General features: G+C 40.3%; 17 protein-coding genes. 1 reads left to right on the top strand and 16 read right to left on the bottom strand.

Going from position 1 to position 20,591, the window contains the following annotated elements; genetic code table 11:
- From HMPREF1151_RS06650 to HMPREF1151_RS06615, 8 genes are all read right to left on the bottom strand, one after another.
- The coding region (locus HMPREF1151_RS06650) for an elongation factor Tu (RefSeq protein ID WP_009661503.1) at positions 1-696 on the bottom strand (696 nt) is incomplete at its 3' end.
- Positions 697-746: 50 nt separating this feature from the next.
- Positions 747-2,822 (bottom strand): elongation factor G, encoded by a 2,076-nt coding sequence (gene fusA, locus HMPREF1151_RS06645; protein ID WP_005377031.1) that lies wholly within the window; start codon positions 2,820-2,822, stop codon positions 747-749.
- A 15-nt stretch (positions 2,823-2,837) separates the two neighbouring features.
- Complete coding sequence (gene rpsG / locus HMPREF1151_RS06640) at positions 2,838-3,308, bottom strand: 30S ribosomal protein S7 (RefSeq protein WP_004693556.1); 471 nt, start codon at positions 3,306-3,308, stop codon at positions 2,838-2,840.
- Between the two features lie 52 nt (positions 3,309-3,360).
- Positions 3,361-3,735, bottom strand: coding sequence for a 30S ribosomal protein S12 (gene rpsL / locus HMPREF1151_RS06635; protein WP_004693554.1), 375 nt, complete (start codon positions 3,733-3,735; stop codon positions 3,361-3,363).
- A gap of 76 nt (positions 3,736-3,811) precedes the next feature.
- Complete coding sequence (locus HMPREF1151_RS06630) at positions 3,812-4,057, bottom strand: ribosomal L7Ae/L30e/S12e/Gadd45 family protein (protein WP_005377124.1); 246 nt, start codon at positions 4,055-4,057, stop codon at positions 3,812-3,814.
- Between the two features lie 363 nt (positions 4,058-4,420).
- Entirely contained in the window at positions 4,421-8,626 is a 4,206-nt protein-coding gene (gene rpoC, locus HMPREF1151_RS06625; protein WP_005381686.1) for a DNA-directed RNA polymerase subunit beta', read from the bottom strand.
- Positions 8,627-8,655: 29 nt separating this feature from the next.
- Positions 8,656-12,801, bottom strand: a complete 4,146-nt coding sequence (rpoB, locus tag HMPREF1151_RS06620) for a DNA-directed RNA polymerase subunit beta (RefSeq protein ID WP_009661500.1) — start codon at positions 12,799-12,801, stop codon at positions 8,656-8,658.
- A 336-nt stretch (positions 12,802-13,137) separates the two neighbouring features.
- The gene (locus HMPREF1151_RS06615) at positions 13,138-14,553 is read right to left on the bottom strand and encodes an aspartate ammonia-lyase (RefSeq protein WP_005379846.1); all 1,416 of its coding nucleotides are present in this window, start codon (positions 14,551-14,553) and stop codon (positions 13,138-13,140) included.
- Between the two features lie 211 nt (positions 14,554-14,764).
- Here HMPREF1151_RS06615 and HMPREF1151_RS06610 point away from each other — a divergent pair, with 211 nt between their 5' ends.
- On the top strand, positions 14,765-16,411 hold the full coding sequence (locus tag HMPREF1151_RS06610; protein ID WP_038141440.1) for a glycosyltransferase family 39 protein: 1,647 nt from the start codon (positions 14,765-14,767) through the stop codon (positions 16,409-16,411).
- 116 nt (positions 16,412-16,527) lie between these two features.
- Here the strand turns inward: HMPREF1151_RS06610 and rplL are convergent, their stop codons facing one another.
- The 8 genes from rplL to HMPREF1151_RS06570 all read right to left on the bottom strand — a co-directional run.
- A complete protein-coding gene (rplL, locus tag HMPREF1151_RS06605) occupies positions 16,528-16,896 on the bottom strand; it encodes a 50S ribosomal protein L7/L12 (protein ID WP_009661502.1) in 369 nt (122 codons plus the stop codon).
- A gap of 70 nt (positions 16,897-16,966) precedes the next feature.
- Positions 16,967-17,473: a 50S ribosomal protein L10 gene (rplJ, locus tag HMPREF1151_RS06600; protein WP_005382951.1), complete on the bottom strand. Its 507-nt coding sequence runs from the start codon at positions 17,471-17,473 to the stop codon at positions 16,967-16,969.
- Positions 17,474-17,647: 174 nt separating this feature from the next.
- Positions 17,648-18,358, bottom strand: a complete 711-nt coding sequence (gene rplA, locus HMPREF1151_RS06595; RefSeq protein ID WP_005377180.1) for a 50S ribosomal protein L1 — start codon at positions 18,356-18,358, stop codon at positions 17,648-17,650.
- A 75-nt stretch (positions 18,359-18,433) separates the two neighbouring features.
- Entirely contained in the window at positions 18,434-18,859 is a 426-nt protein-coding gene (rplK, locus tag HMPREF1151_RS06590) for a 50S ribosomal protein L11 (protein WP_004693535.1), read from the bottom strand.
- Positions 18,860-18,958: 99 nt separating this feature from the next.
- Positions 18,959-19,495 carry a transcription termination/antitermination protein NusG gene (gene nusG, locus HMPREF1151_RS06585; RefSeq protein ID WP_005377143.1) on the bottom strand — a complete coding sequence of 179 codons (537 nt, stop codon included), beginning with the start codon at positions 19,493-19,495 and terminating at the stop codon, positions 18,959-18,961.
- Positions 19,496-19,506: 11 nt separating this feature from the next.
- Positions 19,507-19,728 carry a preprotein translocase subunit SecE gene (gene secE / locus HMPREF1151_RS06580; RefSeq protein WP_005377007.1) on the bottom strand — a complete coding sequence of 74 codons (222 nt, stop codon included), beginning with the start codon at positions 19,726-19,728 and terminating at the stop codon, positions 19,507-19,509.
- A 40-nt stretch (positions 19,729-19,768) separates the two neighbouring features.
- Positions 19,769-19,918: a 50S ribosomal protein L33 gene (gene rpmG, locus HMPREF1151_RS06575; protein WP_004693530.1), complete on the bottom strand. Its 150-nt coding sequence runs from the start codon at positions 19,916-19,918 to the stop codon at positions 19,769-19,771.
- A 235-nt stretch (positions 19,919-20,153) separates the two neighbouring features.
- Positions 20,154-20,591: EF-Tu/IF-2/RF-3 family GTPase (locus HMPREF1151_RS06570; RefSeq protein WP_009661501.1), on the bottom strand; the 438-nt coding region annotated here is incomplete at its 5' end.

Here is a 20,591-nt window from a genome sequence, read left to right as displayed (position 1 = left end):
AACACGGCCAGTTGCTACTGTACCACGACCAGTGATTGTGAAAACGTCTTCCACAGGCATCAAGAAAGGTTTGTCAGTATCACGAACTGGTGTTGGGATGTAGGAATCTACAGCTGCCATCAATTCGTCGATTTTAGCTACATATTGAGCGTCGCCTTCCAAAGCTTTCAAAGCGGAACCTACAACGATAGGTACTTCGTCGCCAGGGAATTCGTAGGAGGAAAGAAGTTCACGAACTTCCATTTCTACTAATTCGATCAATTCTTCGTCGTCAACCATGTCAGCTTTGTTCAAGAATACTACGATTGCAGGAACACCAACTTGGCGAGCCAACAAGATGTGTTCGCGAGTTTGAGGCATAGGGCCGTCAGCTGCGGAACATACCAAGATAGCGCCGTCCATTTGAGCCGCACCAGTGATCATGTTTTTAACATAGTCAGCATGGCCTGGGCAGTCAACGTGTGCATAGTGACGGTTTTCAGTTTCGTATTCAACGTGTGCAGTGTTGATTGTGATACCGCGTTCACGTTCTTCTGGAGCTTTATCGATCATGCTGTAATCTTGGAAATCAGCTTGGCCTTTTTCAGCCAATACTTTAGTGATTGCAGCAGTCAAAGTAGTTTTACCATGGTCAACGTGACCGATTGTACCGATGTTAACATGCGGTTTCGTACGTTCAAATTTTTCTTTAGCCATTTTAAATTATCCTCCGAGGAAAATAGTAATTCTATTAATCTAATGTAAGATTAACCGTTTTTCTTTGCTTGAATTTCTTCAGCAATTTTCTTAGGAACTTCTTCGTAATGATCGAATGTCATGGAGTAGTTACCGCGACCTTGAGTTTTGGAACGAAGGTCAGTTGCGTAACCGAACATTTCGCTCAATGGAACATATGCTTTGATATGTTGGTTACCATTACGAGCTTCCATGCCGTCCATGCGACCACGACGAGAGTTCAAGTCACCGATAACGTCGCCCATGTATTCTTCAGGAACGTCTACTTCTACGGACATGTATGGTTCAAGCAATGCAGGGTCTGCTTTGCGAGCACCTTCTTTAAAGCCCATGGAACCAGCGATTTTGAAGGCCATTTCGTTGGAGTCAACGTCATGGTAGGAGCCGTCAAATACGATAACTTTGATGTCAACCATTGGATAACCAGCGATAACACCGGATTCCATAGCTTCTTTAACACCATTTTCAACAGGTCCGATGTATTCACGAGGAATTGCACCACCTACGACCTTATTTTCAAATTCGAAGCCAGCACCTGGTTCTTGAGGAATTAATTCCAACCAGCAGTGACCATATTGACCACGACCACCAGATTGACGAACGAATTTACCTTCAGCTTTAACAGCTTTACGGATAGTTTCGCGATAAGCTACTTGAGGTTTACCTACGTTACATTCTACTTTGAATTCACGGTTCATACGGTCGACGATGATATCCAAGTGAAGTTCGCCCATACCGGAGATAATAGTTTGACCTGTTTCTTCATCAGTACGAACTTTGAAAGTAGGATCTTCTTCTGCCAAACGAGCAAGAGCTGTACCCATTTTTTCTTGGTCAGCTTTTGTTTTAGGTTCAACAGCAACGGAGATAACTGGTTCAGGGAATTCCATGGATTCAAGAATTACAGGATTCTTTTCATCACAAAGAGTATCACCAGTAGTAGTATCTTTCAAGCCTACAGCTGCAGCGATGTCGCCAGCGTAAACCATGTCGATTTCTTTACGAGTGTTAGCGTGCATTTGAAGAATACGGCCGATACGTTCTTTCTTACCTTTTGTGGAGTTGAAAACGTAGGAACCGGATTCCAATGTACCGGAGTACACACGGAAGAACGCTAATTTACCAACATAAGGGTCAGCCATGATTTTGAATGCCAATGCGGAGAATGGTTCATCATCGGAAGAAGGACGAGTAGTTTCTTCTTCAGTACCAGGAACGGTACCTTTAATAGCTGGAATGTCGATAGGAGCTGGCATGTAATCTACAACAGCGTCCAACAACATTTGTACACCTTTGTTTTTGTAGGAAGAACCACAAAGAACTGGGAACAATTGGTTAGCAATAACTGCTTTACGCAATGCTGCTTTCAATTCTTCAATGGAGATTTCTTCACCTTCCAAATATTTCATCATAATATCGTCATCAGTTTCAGCGATAGCATCGATCATCATTTCGCGACGAGCTTCAGCTACTTCTTGATATTCTGCTGGGATATCAGTGATTTCATATTCTTTACCGTCATCGGATTTGTAAATTTCCGCTTTCATAGTCATCAAATCGATGATACCTTCGAAAGTATCTTCAGCGCCGATTGGCACTTGGATAGCTACGGAATTTGCACCCAAACGGGATTTCATCATATCAACTACGTTGAAGAAGTCAGCACCTACTGTATCCATCTTATTTACATAAGCGATACGAGGTACGCCGTAGTTAGATGCTTGACGCCATACTGTTTCGGATTGAGGTTCAACGCCACCTTTAGCACTGAACACCGCTACGGAGCCATCAAGTACACGTAGAGAACGTTCTACTTCTACAGTAAAGTCAACGTGACCAGGAGTATCGATGATATTGATACGATGATCTTTCCAGTGACATGTTGTCGCCGCAGAAGTGATTGTGATACCACGTTCTTGTTCTTGCGCCATCCAGTCCATCGTAGCAGCACCTTCATGTACTTCGCCGATTTTGTGAACAATACCTGTATAGTAGAGGATACGTTCTGTAGTTGTTGTTTTACCAGCATCGATGTGAGCCATGATACCGATATTACGAGTTTTTGCTAGGGAAAACTCTCTTGCCACAGTTGTCACCTCTTATTACCAACGATAATGAGCAAATGCTTTATTAGCTTCTGCCATTTTATGAGTATCTTCTTTTTTCTTGATTGCAGCGCCTGCATTGTTGAAAGCGTCCATCAATTCGCCTGCTAAGCGTTCTTTCATAGTGCGTTCACCACGAAGACGAGCGTAGTTTACAACCCAACGAATACCGAGGGTTTGACGGCGATCAGCACGAACTTCAACTGGCACTTGGTAGTTCGCACCACCGATACGGCGAGCACGTACTTCAAGTACAGGCATAACATTTTTCAATGCTTGATCAAAAACTTCCATTGGGTCTTGACCCATTTTGGAACGAATAATTTCAAATGCATCATATACGATAGTTTCAGCAATGCCTTTTTTGCCATCGTACATAACTTTGTTAATGAAACGTGTTACTAATTTGCTGTTGTACACCGGATCTGGAAGTACATCACGTTTCGGAACAGGGCCTTTTCTTGGCATGTTCAATTCCTCCTTTATATTGATGTGTGTTAATTTCGTTTAATGGCTAAAATTATTTTTTAGCTTTTTTCGCGCCGTATTTGGAACGACTTTGCATACGATTTTGTACGCCAGCTGTATCCAATGCACCACGAACGATGTGATAACGCACACCTGGAAGGTCTTTTACACGACCGCCTCTGATAAGTACAACACTGTGTTCTTGTAAATTGTGACCAATGCCTGGAATGTAAGCAGTTACTTCAATAGCGTTTGTCAAACGTACACGGGCAACTTTACGAAGCGCGGAGTTTGGTTTCTTTGGAGTAGCTGTGTACACACGAGTACATACACCACGTTTTTGTGGAGATTCTTGAAGCGCTGGAGCTGTAGATTTTTTAGTCAAGCTCATGCGACCTTTGCGTACTAGCTGATTAATTGTTGGCATTTGGGCACCTCCTTTCCAAATTTGAGATTTATAATTGATCCGTCATAACAAATTGTTACATCGGATATTACCGAGATTAACGTAGGATGCCTACCGCTGTGGCCCGCACCTTAATGCGGCACGCACGACCAAGGTCATCCATCGTATGCTTATCGTCGAACGGTATATTATGTTCCACGCAAGCCATCCGTACAGGATCTACTACGTAGCTATCGCTATCGCAGCCGAGAAACACAAACTTAACAGAGCCTTTTGCAATTGATTTAATCGTTTGCTTAGCACCTATTGTCTTGTTCGCCGATGCCAAATGGGCAATGTCCATGGTTACATCTTCTCCTTACGAAACTATGCTCAGGGCGCACTTGCCCTCTAAGCACTATGTAAGTATATCAATTACTCAAACGCATGTCAAAGGTTTTTTAACACTCAAAACCGCTATTTCACTGTATTTAATATGTACACCTATCCGTGTGTATCATTTATAAGAATCACATGTAGTATTCTCGTTTTTTTATACAAATATAGATAATTTCGCTTATTTTTATACACTTTATACATATTCAATTCTATTGGTGCAGTCTTGTTATGCAAAATTGATATAACAAAAAAAGAGATATCCCTAAATTATATAACAATCTAGGAATATCTCTTTTATTTTCTAATCATAGCTATAAGCTATAAAACCTTATTTTTCTATGATTTCACCGTCATCAGTTAATTCCAAAATTTCAGGAGCCTTTTTAACTACTTCAATTTTACGGTAACGGCTCATACCAGTACCGGCAGGAATCAATTTACCGATGATAACATTTTCCTTAAGACCCAATAATGGATCGATTTTGCCCTTAATAGCAGCATCTGTAAGAACACGTGTAGTTTCTTGGAATGATGCAGCAGACAAGAAGGAATCTGTAGCCAACGCAGCTTTAGTAATACCCAACAATGTACGTTTACCAGTAGCATTTTCACGGCCATTCAATGTTAAACGGCGATTTTCTTCATCAAATGTGTTGATATCAATCATGTCGCCAGGAAGCATATCTGCATCGCCAGCAGTTTCGATTTTAACCTTATGAAGCATTTGACGAACAATAACTTCAATGTGTTTATCGTTGATTTCTACACCTTGAGATTTATATACTTTTTGTACTTCGTATACGAGGTAACGTTGTGTTGCTTGTGTGCCCATTACACGCATGATGTCATGAGGATTAATGGAACCTTCTGTCAAACGTGCGCCCAAGGATACAACATCACCGTCTTTAACGATAATGCGAGAACCATAAGGGATGAGGTAATCGAGTTCAATACCATCTTCACCTGTAATAAAGATAGTATTAGTACCTTTTTTACCTTCGTTAGGTACAACACGTACTACACCTTCATTTTCAGCAATGATTGCATTACGTTTTGGTTTACGAGCTTCGAACAATTCTTCAACACGAGGCAAACCTTGTGTGATATCGTCACCTGCGACACCGCCTGTATGGAATGTACGCATTGTCAATTGTGTACCAGGTTCACCGATGGATTGAGCCGCAATGATACCAACTGCTTCACCGACTTGAACTTGGTCACCTGTACCAAGGTCACGACCATAGCACTTACGACATACGCCATAAGGGCTACGACAAGTCAATACGGAACGGATTTTAACAACATCGTAATGTTTTACAACTTCATCAGCAAGTTCTTCAGTAATTTCACCATTCAATGGAACGATAACTTCACCAGTTTCCTTATTGATTAATTCTTCAGCTGCAATACGACCTACGATACGATCTTTCAATGGTTCAATAATACCCGTACCTTCAACGATAGCTTCTACTTCAATACCGTTGATTTCATTATTGCGTACTTGTACCTCTTTTACATCAGAGTTTAGAATTGCTTCGATACCTTCTTCTGTAAGGCGTGTATCAGCAGGGTAGATTTCTACGCCATTGCTGTCCACGATAGCATTCACAGTATCCTTGTTCAACATATTTTGAATCATAGTTTCTTTTAATGTCGCACGGATACTATCGTCGCTTTCACCAAGAAGAATCTTTTGTACCAAATTAGTATGGTTAATATCGCTATCCGATCCCAAATGTGCACCGCGCAAGGAGATAGCTGTTACACCAGCATCTGCGATATCTGCTAAGCTTTGTTCATCAAGAATAGTTTCTGCAGGAACAGCCAATTCACCTGTTTCAGCATTTACTACATCTTTATCGAGAACGCGGCCAATCAATTTGTCTTTCAACATTTCAAGAGCTTGACGTGGAGATGTAGCCAAACGAGCGCGTTCACGAACGAGATCGATACCTACAACGTCACAATCGTCCTCACGAACGATAACGTCTTGAGATACGTCAACAAGACGACGAGTCAAATAACCAGAGTCAGCTGTACGAAGTGCTGTATCGGCCAAACCTTTACGAGCACCATGAGAGGACGTAAAGTAATCCAATACAGTCAAACCTTCTTTAAAGTTTGCCTTGATTGGCAAGTCGATGATACGACCAGATGGGTCAGCCATCAAACCACGCATACCAGCAAGCTGACGAATTTGTTGTTTGTTACCACGGGCACCGGAGATAGCCATCATATATACAGGGTTGAAGCCATCTTTATCGCGCGCCATATTATCCATCATGGCATCAGTAACATCTTCTGTTGCTTTTGTCCACAATTGGATAGTTTTACGATAACGTTCTTCTTCTGTAATAAGACCACGGCGATATAGACGAGATACTTTTTCTACTTCTTGTTCTGCGGTATCAAGTAAATCGAATTTTTCTTCTGGTACTTTAATATCCGCAATGGCTACTGTCATACCTGCACGACGTGCAAAGGAGTAACCAAGGGATTTAATTCTGTCTAAGAGTTCAGCAGTTTTTTCATTGCCGAATAATTGGAAACATTGATCTACAAGTTTACCAACCGTCTTCTTATCCATAACCTTACCCAATGTGTAAGTACCGTCTTCTTTTTGTTCATATTGCCATAATTCTGGGAACAAAGCGTTGTTAAAGATCAAACGACCAGCTGTAGTTTCTACGCGACCGTGTTCAGGCAAGCGAATGTATAAAATATCTTGCAATCCGATAACATGAGAATCGTAAGCAAGCATTACTTCGTCATATGTAGCAAATGTTTTTGCTTTATCACGAGTATCTTCGCGTACAACTGTTAGGTAATAAGTACCCAAAATCATATCTTGAGATGGAATAGCAACTGGCTTACCATCTTTTGTTGATAAGATATTATGAACGGATAGCATCAATGTACGAGCTTCGGATTGAGCTTCTACGGACAATGGTAAATGACAAGCCATTTGGTCACCGTCAAAGTCGGCGTTGAAGGCTGTACATACTAATGGATGCAATTTGATAGCACGGCCTTCCCAAAGGATTGGTTCGAAGGCTTGGATACCAAGTCTATGCAATGTAGGTGCACGGTTCAAAAGAACTGGATGTTCTTTGATAACCTCTTCCAAGGATTCCCATACACCAGGACCTACGCGTTCTACTTGGCGCTTAGCAGCCTTAATATTGGATGCTTGTCCACGTTCTACCAAGCGTTTCATAACGAATGGCTTGAACAATTCCAATGCCATTTCTTTAGGCAAACCACATTGATGCATTTTAAGTTCTGGACCTACTACGATAACGGAACGACCGGAGTAGTCAACACGTTTACCGAGCAAGTTTTGACGGAAACGACCTTGTTTACCTTTAAGCATATCAGACAAGGATTTTAATGGGCGGTTGCCAGGACCTGTGACAGGACGGCCACGACGACCATTATCGATCAATGCATCAACCGCTTCTTGCAACATGCGTTTTTCATTGCGCACGATGATATCAGGAGCACCTAAGTCCAACAAACGTTTCAAACGGTTGTTACGATTGATAACACGACGATACAAATCATTAAGGTCAGATGTAGCAAAGCGACCACCATCTAATTGAACCATAGGGCGCAATTCAGGTGGGATAACAGGAACGACATCCATAATCATCCATTCTGGGCGATTGCCAGATTGACGGAATGCTTCTACTACTTCAAGACGGCGAACGGCACGGATTTTACGTTGACCACTTGCAGTGTTCAACTCTTCGCGCAATTCAGCATTTAATTGTTCTAAATCAAGTTCAGATAATAATGCTTTTACCGCTTCTGCACCCATGTCGATACATACGAATAAGATTTCTTCTGTAGCACCTAATTCGTAACGTTCTTCACGAGTTAATTCTTCATATTCTTTATCAGCTTCTGGAATTGTAGCATCTTCACGAAGTGCTGCATTATAACGTTCTTTACGTTGTGCTTCACGAACGATAGCCAAACGTTCATTACGTTGTGCCACAGTTTCAATAACTACGGATTTACCACCGATAGTATATCCTTCTTCATTGAATTGAGCTTCGTATTCACGGTATTCTTGTTCAGATAACAATTGGCGTTTTGCCAATGGGCTACCTGCAGGATCAACTACGATATAGGAAGCAAAATACAATACGCGTTCCAAGGAACGTGGAGATACATCAAGGATAAGGCCCATACGAGATGGGATACCCTTGAAGTACCAAATATGGGATACAGGTGTAGCCAATTGGATATGGCCCATACGTTCACGACGCACTTTAGCACGTGTTACTTCTACGCCACATTTATCGCAGACAACGCCTTTATGGCGGATGCGTTTATATTTACCGCAGTGACATTCCCAGTCCTTTGTTGGTCCAAAAATGCGTTCGCAAAATAGACCATCACGTTCTGGCTTTAACGTACGGTAGTTAATTGTTTCTGGTTTTTTAACTTCCCCATGAGACCATTCTAAAATTTGCTCTGGAGAGGCTAAACCGATTCGCATGGAATCAAATTCATTTACGTCTAGCACTACTATCGCTCCCTTCCTAATATTCAGTATCAGTCTTCATCTGCAGAGGATTCACTAATTGGATATGCTAATTGGCTAAGAATATCATCATCGCCACCATTAGATACTTCTTCCTCTGCTTCTGGGTCTACAACTGTTACTTCATCTGTTTCAACAGCATCGCCGTCCATAACATCTTCAATACCAGTTTCTACCACTTCATCTTCGTCATCAAGTTCTTTCATAACAACTTCTTCTTGATCTTCGTTCAAGATTTTTACATCAAGACCGATACTTTGAAGTTCTTTGAGCAATACTTTGAAGGACTCAGGCACACCTGGTTCAGGAATATTTTCGCCTTTAACGATTTTTTCGTATGCTTTAACACGACCAACAACGTCGTCAGACTTAACAGTTAATAGTTCTTGAAGAGTATAGGCTGCGCCATATGCTTCAAGGGCCCAAACTTCCATTTCCCCGAAACGTTGGCCACCAAATTGAGCTTTACCACCCAATGGTTGTTGTGTAACAAGGGAGTACGGACCTGTGGAGCGCGCATGAATTTTATCATCAACCAAATGGTGAAGTTTCAACATGTATACGTAACCAACCGTTACACGGTTATCCATAGGTTCACCGGTACGGCCATCGTACAATACGGTTTTACCATCATCTGGGCGACCAGCGATATCCAATGTTTCGAATACATCTTTTTCATGGGCACCATCAAATACAGGTGTAGCGATATGAATACCAGCTACATCCGGTTTTGGCATACCATAGGTATCATAGTCATAGCCTAATTTTTCCAAATCTTTGCGAATTTCAACGCGTTTAGCACGAGCTTCTTCGATATGGTTCAATGTAGCACGTACCTTGTTGATGCGTTCTAATTCTTCAACAAGAGCTGGATCCATTTCAGGCACTTCTTCAGTGCCGAAATATTCCATGTGAAGTGCATTGTATTTAGATTCTAATGCTTTCAATTCATTGTAACGAGCTTCGCCACCAAGTGCAGCCAATTTCTTTTGAGCAGCTTCTTCTACGTGACCTAAGATTTGAGATTTCAAATCGATGATTTTTTCATCAATATCAAAATGAGCTACTGTTACATCTTCTTTCGCTTTAGCTTCTAACTCTTCAATTTCAGCATATAATTTGCGAATTGCATCGATTTGTTCCCAATAGGATTCATCAGTACGCGCTTCTTTCAATACATTTTGAATATGAAGATCTGTAGCCTTAATTTTCATGCCCAAGCCTTGAACAGCCCAGCCTAAGTGAGTTTCAAGAACCTGACCAATGTTCATACGAGAAGGTACGCCCAATGGGTTCAATACGATTTGTACTGGAGTACCATCTGGAAGGAATGGCATATCTTCTTTTCTCATTACGCGAGAAACGACACCTTTGTTACCATGACGACCGGCCATTTTATCGCCTTCGTGGATTTTACGTTTTTGAGCGATGTAAACGCGAACAAGTTTGTTTACACCTGGTTGTAACTCATCACCATTTTCACGAGTGAACACTTTAACGTCTACAACCTTACCACATTCACCATGAGGCACACGGAGGGATGTATCTCGAACTTCGCGTTCTTTATCACCAAAAATAGCACGTAACAAACGTTCTTCTGGTGTTAATTCAGTTTCGCCTTTTGGTGTAGCTTTACCCACGAGGATATCACCAGGATGTACTTCTGCACCGATACAGATGATACCATCTTCATCTAGGTTTTTAAGTGTATCATCACCAGTATTAGGCAATTCACGAGTGATTTCTTCGGCACCTAGTTTAGTGTCGCGCGCATCACATTCGTATTCTTCAATATGAATGGATGTATAGATATCTTCTTTGCAAAGTTCTTCACTAAGCAAGATAGCATCTTCGTAGTTATAACCTTCCCAAGGCATGAACGCTACAAGAACATTAAAGCCAAGAGCCAATTCACCACCATCAGTAGCAGGACCATCAGCCAATACTTGGCCTTTTACAACATGGTCACCACGATTAACGATTGGTTTTTGGTTAAAGCAGGTGGATTGGTTAGAACGAAGGAATTTATTCAAACGGTATGTATCAACACGACCATCGCTATCGCGAAGAACGTGGATTTCATTACCCCAGCAACGTACGACTTTACCAGCTTCGCGTGCCAATACGCAAACACCAGAGTCAGTAGCCGCTGTATATTCCATACCTGTACCAACTAAAGGTGCTTGAGCACGGAGCAAAGGCACCGCTTGACGTTGCATGTTCGCACCCATCAAGGCACGGTTCGCATCATCGTTTTCAAGGAATGGAATCATAGCTGTACCGATGGATACAACTTCTTTTGGACTAACGTCCATGTAATCAACCTTATCAGGTGTTACTTCTAATACGTCATGACCACGACGACATGCTACATGGTCATTAGCAAAACAACCGTCTGCATCAAGAGGGGAGTTCGCTTGGGCAATTGTCATGCCTTCTTCTTCATCTGCAGTCATATAAGCAACGCTTTCAGATACGCGTACTTTTACAACCTTATCCGCGTCAGCACCTTCGCCGTAAATTTTTTCAACCTTACGGTATGGAGCCTCGATGAAACCGAATTCATTAACCTTCGCATAGTTAGATAAGGAGTTAATCAAACCGATGTTAGGACCTTCTGGTGTTTCAATAGGACACATACGGCCATAGTGAGAGTGATGCACGTCACGAACTTCGAAACCTGCACGTTCACGAGATAAACCGCCAGGTCCAAGGGCAGATAGACGACGTTTATGTGTCAATTCTGCTAATGGGTTTGTTTGGTCCATAAATTGAGACAACTGAGAAGAACCAAAGAATTCTTTAATCGCTGCTACAACAGGACGAATATTAATCAACGCTTGAGGCGTAATAGATTCAATTTCTTGAATTGTCATGCGTTCACGTACAACACGTTCCATACGAGTCAAACCAATACGGAATTGATTTTGTAACAATTCACCTACGCAACGAAGACGACGGTTACCCAAATGGTCGATATCATCTGTATGACCGGCACCATCCATCAAGTTCAAGAGGTAAGAGATATTAGCAATCATATCTTCTCTTGTAACTGTACGATGGTTAAATTCTAAGTTGCAGTTGTTGCAAATGATTTTGGATACTACACCATCTGAATTAGTGATATAGAATTCAGCAAAACCTTCGCCGCTAAATACACCGCTCTTAGCAACGATATCAAGTTGTTCTTCCCCAACTTGTACGCCTGCATCAAGGATGATTTCACCTGTTTCAGTATCAACAATTGGTTGTGCCAATGTTTGACCCAACATACGTTGACGCCATCCTAGTTTTTTATTTAATTTATAACGACCTACGCGCGCTAAATCATAACGGCGAGCATCGAAGAATAAATTATCGAATAAATTACGAGCAGATTCTACAGTAGGAGGTTCACCTGGACGTAATTTTTTATAAATTTCTACCAATGCTTCATCAGCAGATTGAGTTGTATCTTTTTCTAATGTACGAACAATGCGTTCATCATATACTGGCAAACCATCTTCATCTGTTTGACCGTTCCAGAAAAGATCAAGAATACTTTCATTAGTATCCCAACCTAATGCACGAACAAGCACAGTAGCCGGTAATTTACGGTTACGGTCGATACGAACGGCTACAACTTCGCTAGCATCTGTTTCTAATTCAATCCAAGCACCGCGATTTGGGATAACTGTGGATTCATATAAACGATTACCCATGGTATCGATTTCTTTACCATAGTAAACGCCAGGGGAACGTACTAATTGAGATACGATAACACGTTCTGCACCATTGATAATGAAAGTGCCTGTATCCGTCATCAATGGGAAATCACCCATAAATACTTCTTGTTCTTTAATGTCCATATTTTCAGGATCATTATTAACTAAACGGATATTTACACGAAGTGGTGCTGCGTATGTAGCATCACGATTTTTGCACTCATTAATATCATACTTAGGCTCACCTAAGCTAAAACCTTCAAAAGAAAGTACTAAATTACCTGAATTGTCTTTAATCGGAGAAATATCGTTGAAAATATTTTGTAAACCGCTCTCCAAGAACCATTCGTACGATTTACGCTGAATGTCCAACAAATGCGGCATCTTAATAACTTCGTTAATTTTTGCATATGTATAACGAGTCCGTTTGCCTACCTGTTCAGGTTTGAACATATGTGCTTTCCCTCCTTCAAATACACTGGTCCACCATATTTCTATAACGGCATAGAAAAGACATCTTACAGGTCTCAGTTTTCCTGCTTTAATAACGCCAAATAAGCAAGGCCCTTTTTTATTTAAAAAATAACCTTGCTCTGTTCATTATCCAAGCACAACCTTGGAAGAAAACCCTTAATACGTAAGTTATAGCTTCTACATGGAAAAGTAGAAAATGCTACTTTTGCAATTTATAATTCTATCATCATATAAAAAAGCTGTCAACCAAAAGGCTGACAGCTTTCACATTTTCACGTATTATTCACATTATATGACAAAGTTCATTAATAAAAATTAATTTCCTTTGTGTTTTAACAAATCAGCAGCGGCAATACCAGGGCGTGTCATTTCTTTAGGAGAAAGAATATGATTGATTTCATCTTCAGTCAATAAACCTTTTTCTAGGATAATATCGCGAATAGCACGACCAGATGTGTAGGCTTCTTTTGCAAGTGCAGAAGCGGTTTCATAACCAAGGTGAGGCAACAATGCAGTTACGATACCAACAGAACGGTTCAACCAGTATTCGCATTGTTCACGGTCTACTTCAAGATCGATAAGCAATTTATCAACGAATGTGTTAACACCATTTTTAAGGTAGCAAAGATTATTGAACAAATTGTAAGCCAATACAGGTTCCATTACGTTCAATTCAAATTGACCATTTTCTACAGCCAAAGAAATGGTAAGATCGTTACCGATAACTTGATAACATACTTGATTCAATACTTCGGCGATAACTGGGTTCACCTTACCAGGCATAATGGAAGAACCAGGTTGACGAGCAGGTAATTTCAATTCCCCGATACCACAACGAGGGCCAGATGCCATCAAACGGAAATCGTTGGCCATTTTAATCAATACAAGAGCCGTAACCTTCAAACCACTAGAGATATCAGCAAAGATATCCGTGTTGTTCGTAGCATCAATCAAGTTATCTGCAGTATAGAATGGTTCGCCTACGACTTCGCTAAGTTCGTATGCTACATCATGAATGTAATTTGGTTCTGCATTAAGGCCTGTACCAACGGCAGTAGCCCCCATATTGATAACATGTGCTCCTTCAACAGCAGATTTAATACGTCTAATACCACGGCGAACACCTGATGCATAAGCACCCATTTCTTGACCTAATGTAATAGGCACCGCATCTTGTAAATGAGTGCGCCCCATTTTTAAAATTTCGCTATACTCATCAGCCTTTTTCTCAAGTTCATCCACAAGGCGTTGCAACGCTTCAAGCAAAGGTTTAGATTTCAAAATCGCACAAACCTTAATAGCCGTTGGAAATGCATCATTGGTAGATTGCGCCATATTACAATGGTTATTAGGACTTACAATATCATAGGATCCTTTTGGATGACCCAAAATTTCACAAGCGCGGTTTGCTAATACTTCATTCATGTTCATATTCACAGAAGTACCTGCACCACCTTGAATTGGGTCGACTGGAAATTGATCTGCAAATTCGCCGGCGATGACTTCATCTGCGGCTTGAACAATGGCTTTACCAATAGATACATTGAGGCGACCTGTTTTCATATTGGCCAAAGCGGAGGCCTTTTTTACCATTGCTAAAGCTTTAATAAAATCTTGGTCTAAATGTTTTCCTGTAATGTGAAAGTTTTCTAATGCACGAATCGTTTGTACACCATAATATAACTCATCAGCTACTTCTAATTCACCTAGGAAATCATGTTCTTTTCTCATTGCTATCCTTCTTTCCACTGAATGTGTATATCATTCAAATTACATTGTATAAAATGGTCTTTCTTTTGAATTTATTATAACATGTATTTTGTATACACAAAAGTCATTTAAGGTATTCCATAAAAACAATATTCTATATAATTTCTCTCATGACATATCTGAACATTGCAAAGTATAGTAAAATATAAGCATATACTATTAACATAAAGGAGTGTTTAAAATTAACATAAATCATCGAACACGAATCATAGCGCTGTTTTTAATTACAGTCATAAGCTATGGTTTTTATAATGCCTATATACCGATTACCGATCCAGTAGAATCTAACTATGTATTAAGTGCCATAACCATGTTAACTCACAATTCATGGATTTCACCTATGATTTATGACCATGTATGGTATGATAAACCACCATTAACATATTGGGCACTTATGATCTGCTATAAATTGTTCGGTATATCAGATTTTGTATCACGCATCCCTAATACATTAATTGCAGGGGCCAGTGTATCACTCATGTATCACATGGTATACCGTATCAAACAGTCCGTCCCAGTCGCAGTAACCAGTGCCATCCTCTTGATGAGCACCTTACAATTTTGGTATATATCACATGCGGTTATAACAGATGGCTTTTTATTTTTCTTTAGTCTTGCCATATTTGGTTTTGCTTACCTAGCTTTTACAAACAATGATAAGTCGTCGATGATGAAAGCCTATATTGCAGCTGCCTTTGCAGTCTTAACAAAAGGACCCATCGGATTACTATTACCAGGACTCATATTATTAGTGTTTATGGTCCTTCAAAAATATAGTAAAACCAATAAGGATGAGGTAAGTTTACTAAGAAATTTAAAGATTGCCTTTACACCGCTAGGTATTGTATTATTTTTCGCCATTGCTACTCCATGGTACATAGCAATGTATTCTATTCACGGCCAAGATTTTATTAGTGGATTTCTTGGTCTACAAAATGTAGGTCGTGCCCTCGTATCCGAACACCCTAAATTCAACGTGTGGTACTACTATCTAATAATTACGCCGCTTGCTTTATTGCCATGGACACCAGTGGTTATATATCAATTGCGGAAACTGAACTGGAAGGAATCATTCAACCTACTTGGCGGGATATGGTTTGTTATTATATTACTATTTTATTCTATTGTAGCAACCAAGTATTTAACCTATACACTACCCGCGATTATTCCATGTATCATATGGGGTAGTGAGGCAATTATCAATTTACTGTTTAACCCTAATCTATCTAAATATTGTACTTCTTTAGTAACACTACCATTTGGCATATATACATGCATTCTAGGTATTGGCGTAGCCGTCAGTGCTAGCGACTATATCTTAGAGTATATGATTATAGTTAGCATAGGCGCTCTGATTTTTAAAATAGCTAGACATTACATACGAACATATTCACAACTCACATTGCTATTTTTGCTTCCAATACTAGCCCTATACTCAGCCACTACCATTTCTGTGACGCCCATATTAACGAGTCAATCTGGTATTCAGTTTACATCTTATATAGAAAATACGAATCAACCTGTTTTCGTATATGGTGGATATTATACTTCAGTCGTGTATTATACAAAACATATACCAACACAAGTATATTTAAATAAGACTGATGACGAACGCTGGGCTAAGGCCAGAAATATTATGCCTACCATTACCAAAGATGAGTTTTTAGATCAACTTCCAAACGAGTTAAATGCTATTGTTATCGTACCTAATCGGAATATAAAAGACTTTGAAAGTTCACCTGCATCTGTCATTACAAAACCATTGGGCAAAACTAATGGAGCTACAATATATAAAGTACAAGATAGTATTTCATTTTAATAGAGCGTGCCCTTCGGGGCACGCTTTTTAATATCAAGTTTATACAGAGTCGTTTCAGAGTAATCAGAACGCAAAAAAAGGCGTACCTTTAGGTACGCCTTTTAATATGGCTAGAATTATTTCAATTCTACAGTTGCGCCAGCTTCTTCCAATTGAGCTTTTAAAGCTTCAGCTGCTTCAGTAGCTACGCCTTCTTTTACAGGTGCAGGAGCGCCGTCAACGATAGCTTTAGCTTCTTTCAAGCCAAGACCAGTTGCTTCACGAACAACTTTGATTACGTTGATTTTGGATGCGCCAGCTTCTTTCAAGATTACGTCGAAAGAATCTTTAGCAGCGCCGCCTTCAGCACCACCTGCAGCTGCTACAGCTACAGGAGCTGCTGCAGTTACGCCAAATTCTTCTTCAATTGCTTTTACAAGATCATTAAGTTCAAGAATAGTTGCTTCTTTTAATTCAGCAACGATGTTTTCAATGTTCAATGCCATTTTAGTTTTCCTCCATAAAATAGTTTATTGTATCGGTCTTAAGCGACCAATGAATAATTCACAGAAATTATTATTCTGCAGCTTCTGCTGGTTGAGCGTCTGCAACAGCTTTGACAGCGTATGCAACATTGCGAACAGGTGCTTGCAATACGGAAAGCAACATGGAAAGCATACCTTCGCGGTTTGGAAGGCTTGCGATTGCTTTAACGCCTGCAGCGTCCATAACTTCGCCTTCAACGATACCAGCTTTTACAGTAACAACTTCTTGTTCTGTAGCTTTGATGAATTGTTCGATTACACGAGCAGGTGCAACAGCATCTTCTTTAGAAGTAGCCAATGCAGTTGGACCTTCTAAATGCTCAGAGAAACCTTCAAGATTCAATTCGTTTGCAGCAATGCGAGTCAAAGTATTTTTGATTACTTTGTATTCAACACCTTCAGCCAACATTTTGCGACGAAGATCAGTTGCTTGCGCAACAGTCAAACCAGAGTAACCAATCAATACAGCACCTTTTGCTTCAGAAAGAGTTTCTTTCATTTGAGCAACGATTGCTTTTTTTGATTCAGTGACAGCCATTAGATTACCTCCTTATAGATTTTGTGGTGCTCTATGTACTATCTTAGCGTAAAAACGACCTCATCGCACGCGATGAGGTCGTAACTAGTCCTAGGTTGTTCTAGTGTCAGCCTCAGCGGGCGGATTTACATCCATTATACATACCAGCCGTCTACAGCTAAGAGACATATGTGATTATTGCTCTTTGGTTACGTTGCTCAATTTGAACACGTTCAAAGGCACACCAGGGCCCATTGTAGCGGACAAGGTTACAGATTTAATGTATTGACCTTTAGCTGCTACAGGTTTAGCCTTGATAATAGTATCAACGATTGTACGGTAATTGTCAAGTAATTTTTCATCATCGAAAGAAGCTTTACCGATGGAGCAAGAAATGATACCTGCTTTATCAGTACGGTATTCGATTTTACCAGCTTTAATTTCGTTTACTGCACGAGCAACGTCTGGAGTTACAGTACCAACTTTAGGGTTTGGCATCAAGCCTTTAGGACCCAAGATTTTACCAAGACGGCCAACTTGACCCATCATGTCTGGTGTAGCAACTACTACGTCGAAGTCGCTCCAACCACCTTGGATTTTAGCTACTAACTCTTCAGAACCTACGAAATCTGCGCCAGCTTCTTCAGCTGCTTTAATGTTGTCGCCTTTAGCGAACACAAGAACGCGTTTAGTTTTGCCAGTACCATGAGGCAATACTACTGCACCACGAACTTGTTGATCAGCGTATTTAGGGTCGACATTCAAGTTGAAAGCGATTTCAACTGTTTCATCGAAATTTGCAGTTGCAGTTTTCTTAACTAACTCAATTGCTTCAACTGGTTCGTAGAACTTACCAGCTTCAATAAGTTTTACTGCTTCAGCGTATTTCTTACCTACTTTTGCCATTATAATATCCTCCTTATGTGGTCAAACGGGAATTCCCTCCCACCGATTTGCGCTTATGCGCAAGTCGTACGCTTATTAGTCAACGATTTCAATGCCCATGCTGCGAGCAGTACCTTCTACCATGCGCATACCTTGTTCTACGGTATTAGCATTCAAGTCAGGCATTTTCAATTCAGCAATTTCACGAACTTTATCGCGACCTACTTTAGCTACTTTATCACGATTAGGTACACCAGAACCTTTTGGGATACCTGCAGCTTTTTTCAACAATACTGCAGCTGGTGGTGTCTTAGTGATGAAGTCGAAGCTACGATCTTCATATACGTTAATAACTACTGGAATAATCAAGCCAGCTTGTTTAGCAGTACGTTCGTTGAATTCTTTTGTGAAAGCAACGATGTTAACGCCTGCTTGACCTAATGCAGGACCAACTGGTGGTGCTGGAGTAGCTTTAGCGGCTTCAATTTGTAGTTTTACTTGTTTAACTAATTTCTTAGCCATGGGTAATTAAACCTCCTATGATTCTACTGTGGTGGTAACGGATAAACATCCTCCCACTGCAACCAAAATCGATTGCTCTTTTAGAGTTATATTTATATATTAAAGAGCTTTTTCAACTTGAGAAAACTCTACCTCTACCTCTGTATCTCGATTGAACATTTCTACATTAAGTTTCAATGTTCCTTTTTCAGGGTTAATTTCGGTAATAACACCTAGTCTATCTTCAAAGGCACCGGATGTAATGCGTACCGTTTCACCAACCTCTACATCGACGTTGATTGTTGGTTTCTTATCCAAGCCCTGAGACTTAAGTATATGTTCTACTTCGGAATCAGAAAGTGGAACTGGTTTAGTGGCAGAGCCAACGAAACCTGTTACACCTGGTGTGTTGCGCACAACATACCAAGAACGGTCGTTAACTTCCATTTCAACCAATACGTACCCAGGAAATATTTTACGTTTTACTACTTTTTTAACCCCATCTTTTTCATCTATTTCATCTTCAAGAGGTACTAGAATTCGACTAATAACATCTTGTAAGCCCATAGATTGAACCTTAAGTTCTAAAGTGGTTTTAACTTTATTTTCGTAGCCTGAATAGGTATGAATTACATACCACTTCTTATCTGCTTCCATGTAATGGCCCCCTATCCAACAATCCGCAACAACATATTAATAAGTTGAGCAAAAATCGCATCAAATACATAAATGAGTAAAGCGATAAATATAGTTACCAAAAATACTACAATTGTGTAATTAATGAGCTCTTTTCTTGTTGGCCAGACTACTTTTTTCAGTTCAGCCTTTACGCCGCGGAAGAATTTACCAAATCCGCCACGTTGTTGTACTGCTGAGTTAGACTTTGCCATTTGTTCACATCCTCAAATCAACAGGTAATGAATGATAAGATTATTTTGTTTCACGGTGTAATGTATGTTTACCGCAGAATTTGCAATATTTCATCATTTCAATACGATCAGGATTGTTTTTCTTATTCTTGTTCGTTTGGTAATTACGTTGTTTGCAATCTGTGCAAGCTAAAGTAATGGCATTACGCATCCGGACACACCTCGCTTTATATTTACTAATAAGTCTCTTGTACTCGAAAACGCTCGACTACATACTAATGAATAGTATCATATGTGTCTAGCAATGTCAAGATTTTGAGCAACTCAAAAAAGCCAGGCACATGTACCTGACAGAAATAGTATAACAAAAAATGGCGTTCCTTGTCTAGAACTTTACACAAAAATAGGACCCCTTACGGAGTCCTATTTATTACAAAGGCTACTAATTAACCTTCGATTTCAGTTACAACGCCAGCGCCTACTGTATGGCCACCTTCGCGAATCGCGAAACGAAGACCTTCTTCGATAGCGATTGGAGTAATCAATTCGATATTCATTGTTACGTTATCGCCAGGCATACACATTTCTACACCTTCAGGAAGATTTACAACACCTGTTACGTCTGTTGTACGGAAGTAGAATTGTGGACGGTAGTTGGAGAAGAATGGAGTATGACGGCCACCTTCTTCTTTAGTCAATACGTATACTTCTGCTTTGAATTTTGTGTGTGGGTTGATGGAACCTGGTTTAGCCAATACTTGACCACGTTCGATGTCTTTACGGTCAACACCACGAAGCAATGCACCAACGTTGTCGCCTGCTACTGCAGAGTCCAAAGTTTTGCGGAACATTTCAAGACCAGTTACAACGTATTGTTCAGCTTT

The organism is Veillonella sp. ACP1 (assembly GCF_000286635.1).
GTDB classification, from domain to species: Bacteria; Bacillota; Negativicutes; order Veillonellales; family Veillonellaceae; genus Veillonella; species Veillonella atypica.
The sequence above is the reverse complement of the archived record's forward strand: the minus strand, read 5'-3'. Positions and strand labels throughout refer to the sequence as shown.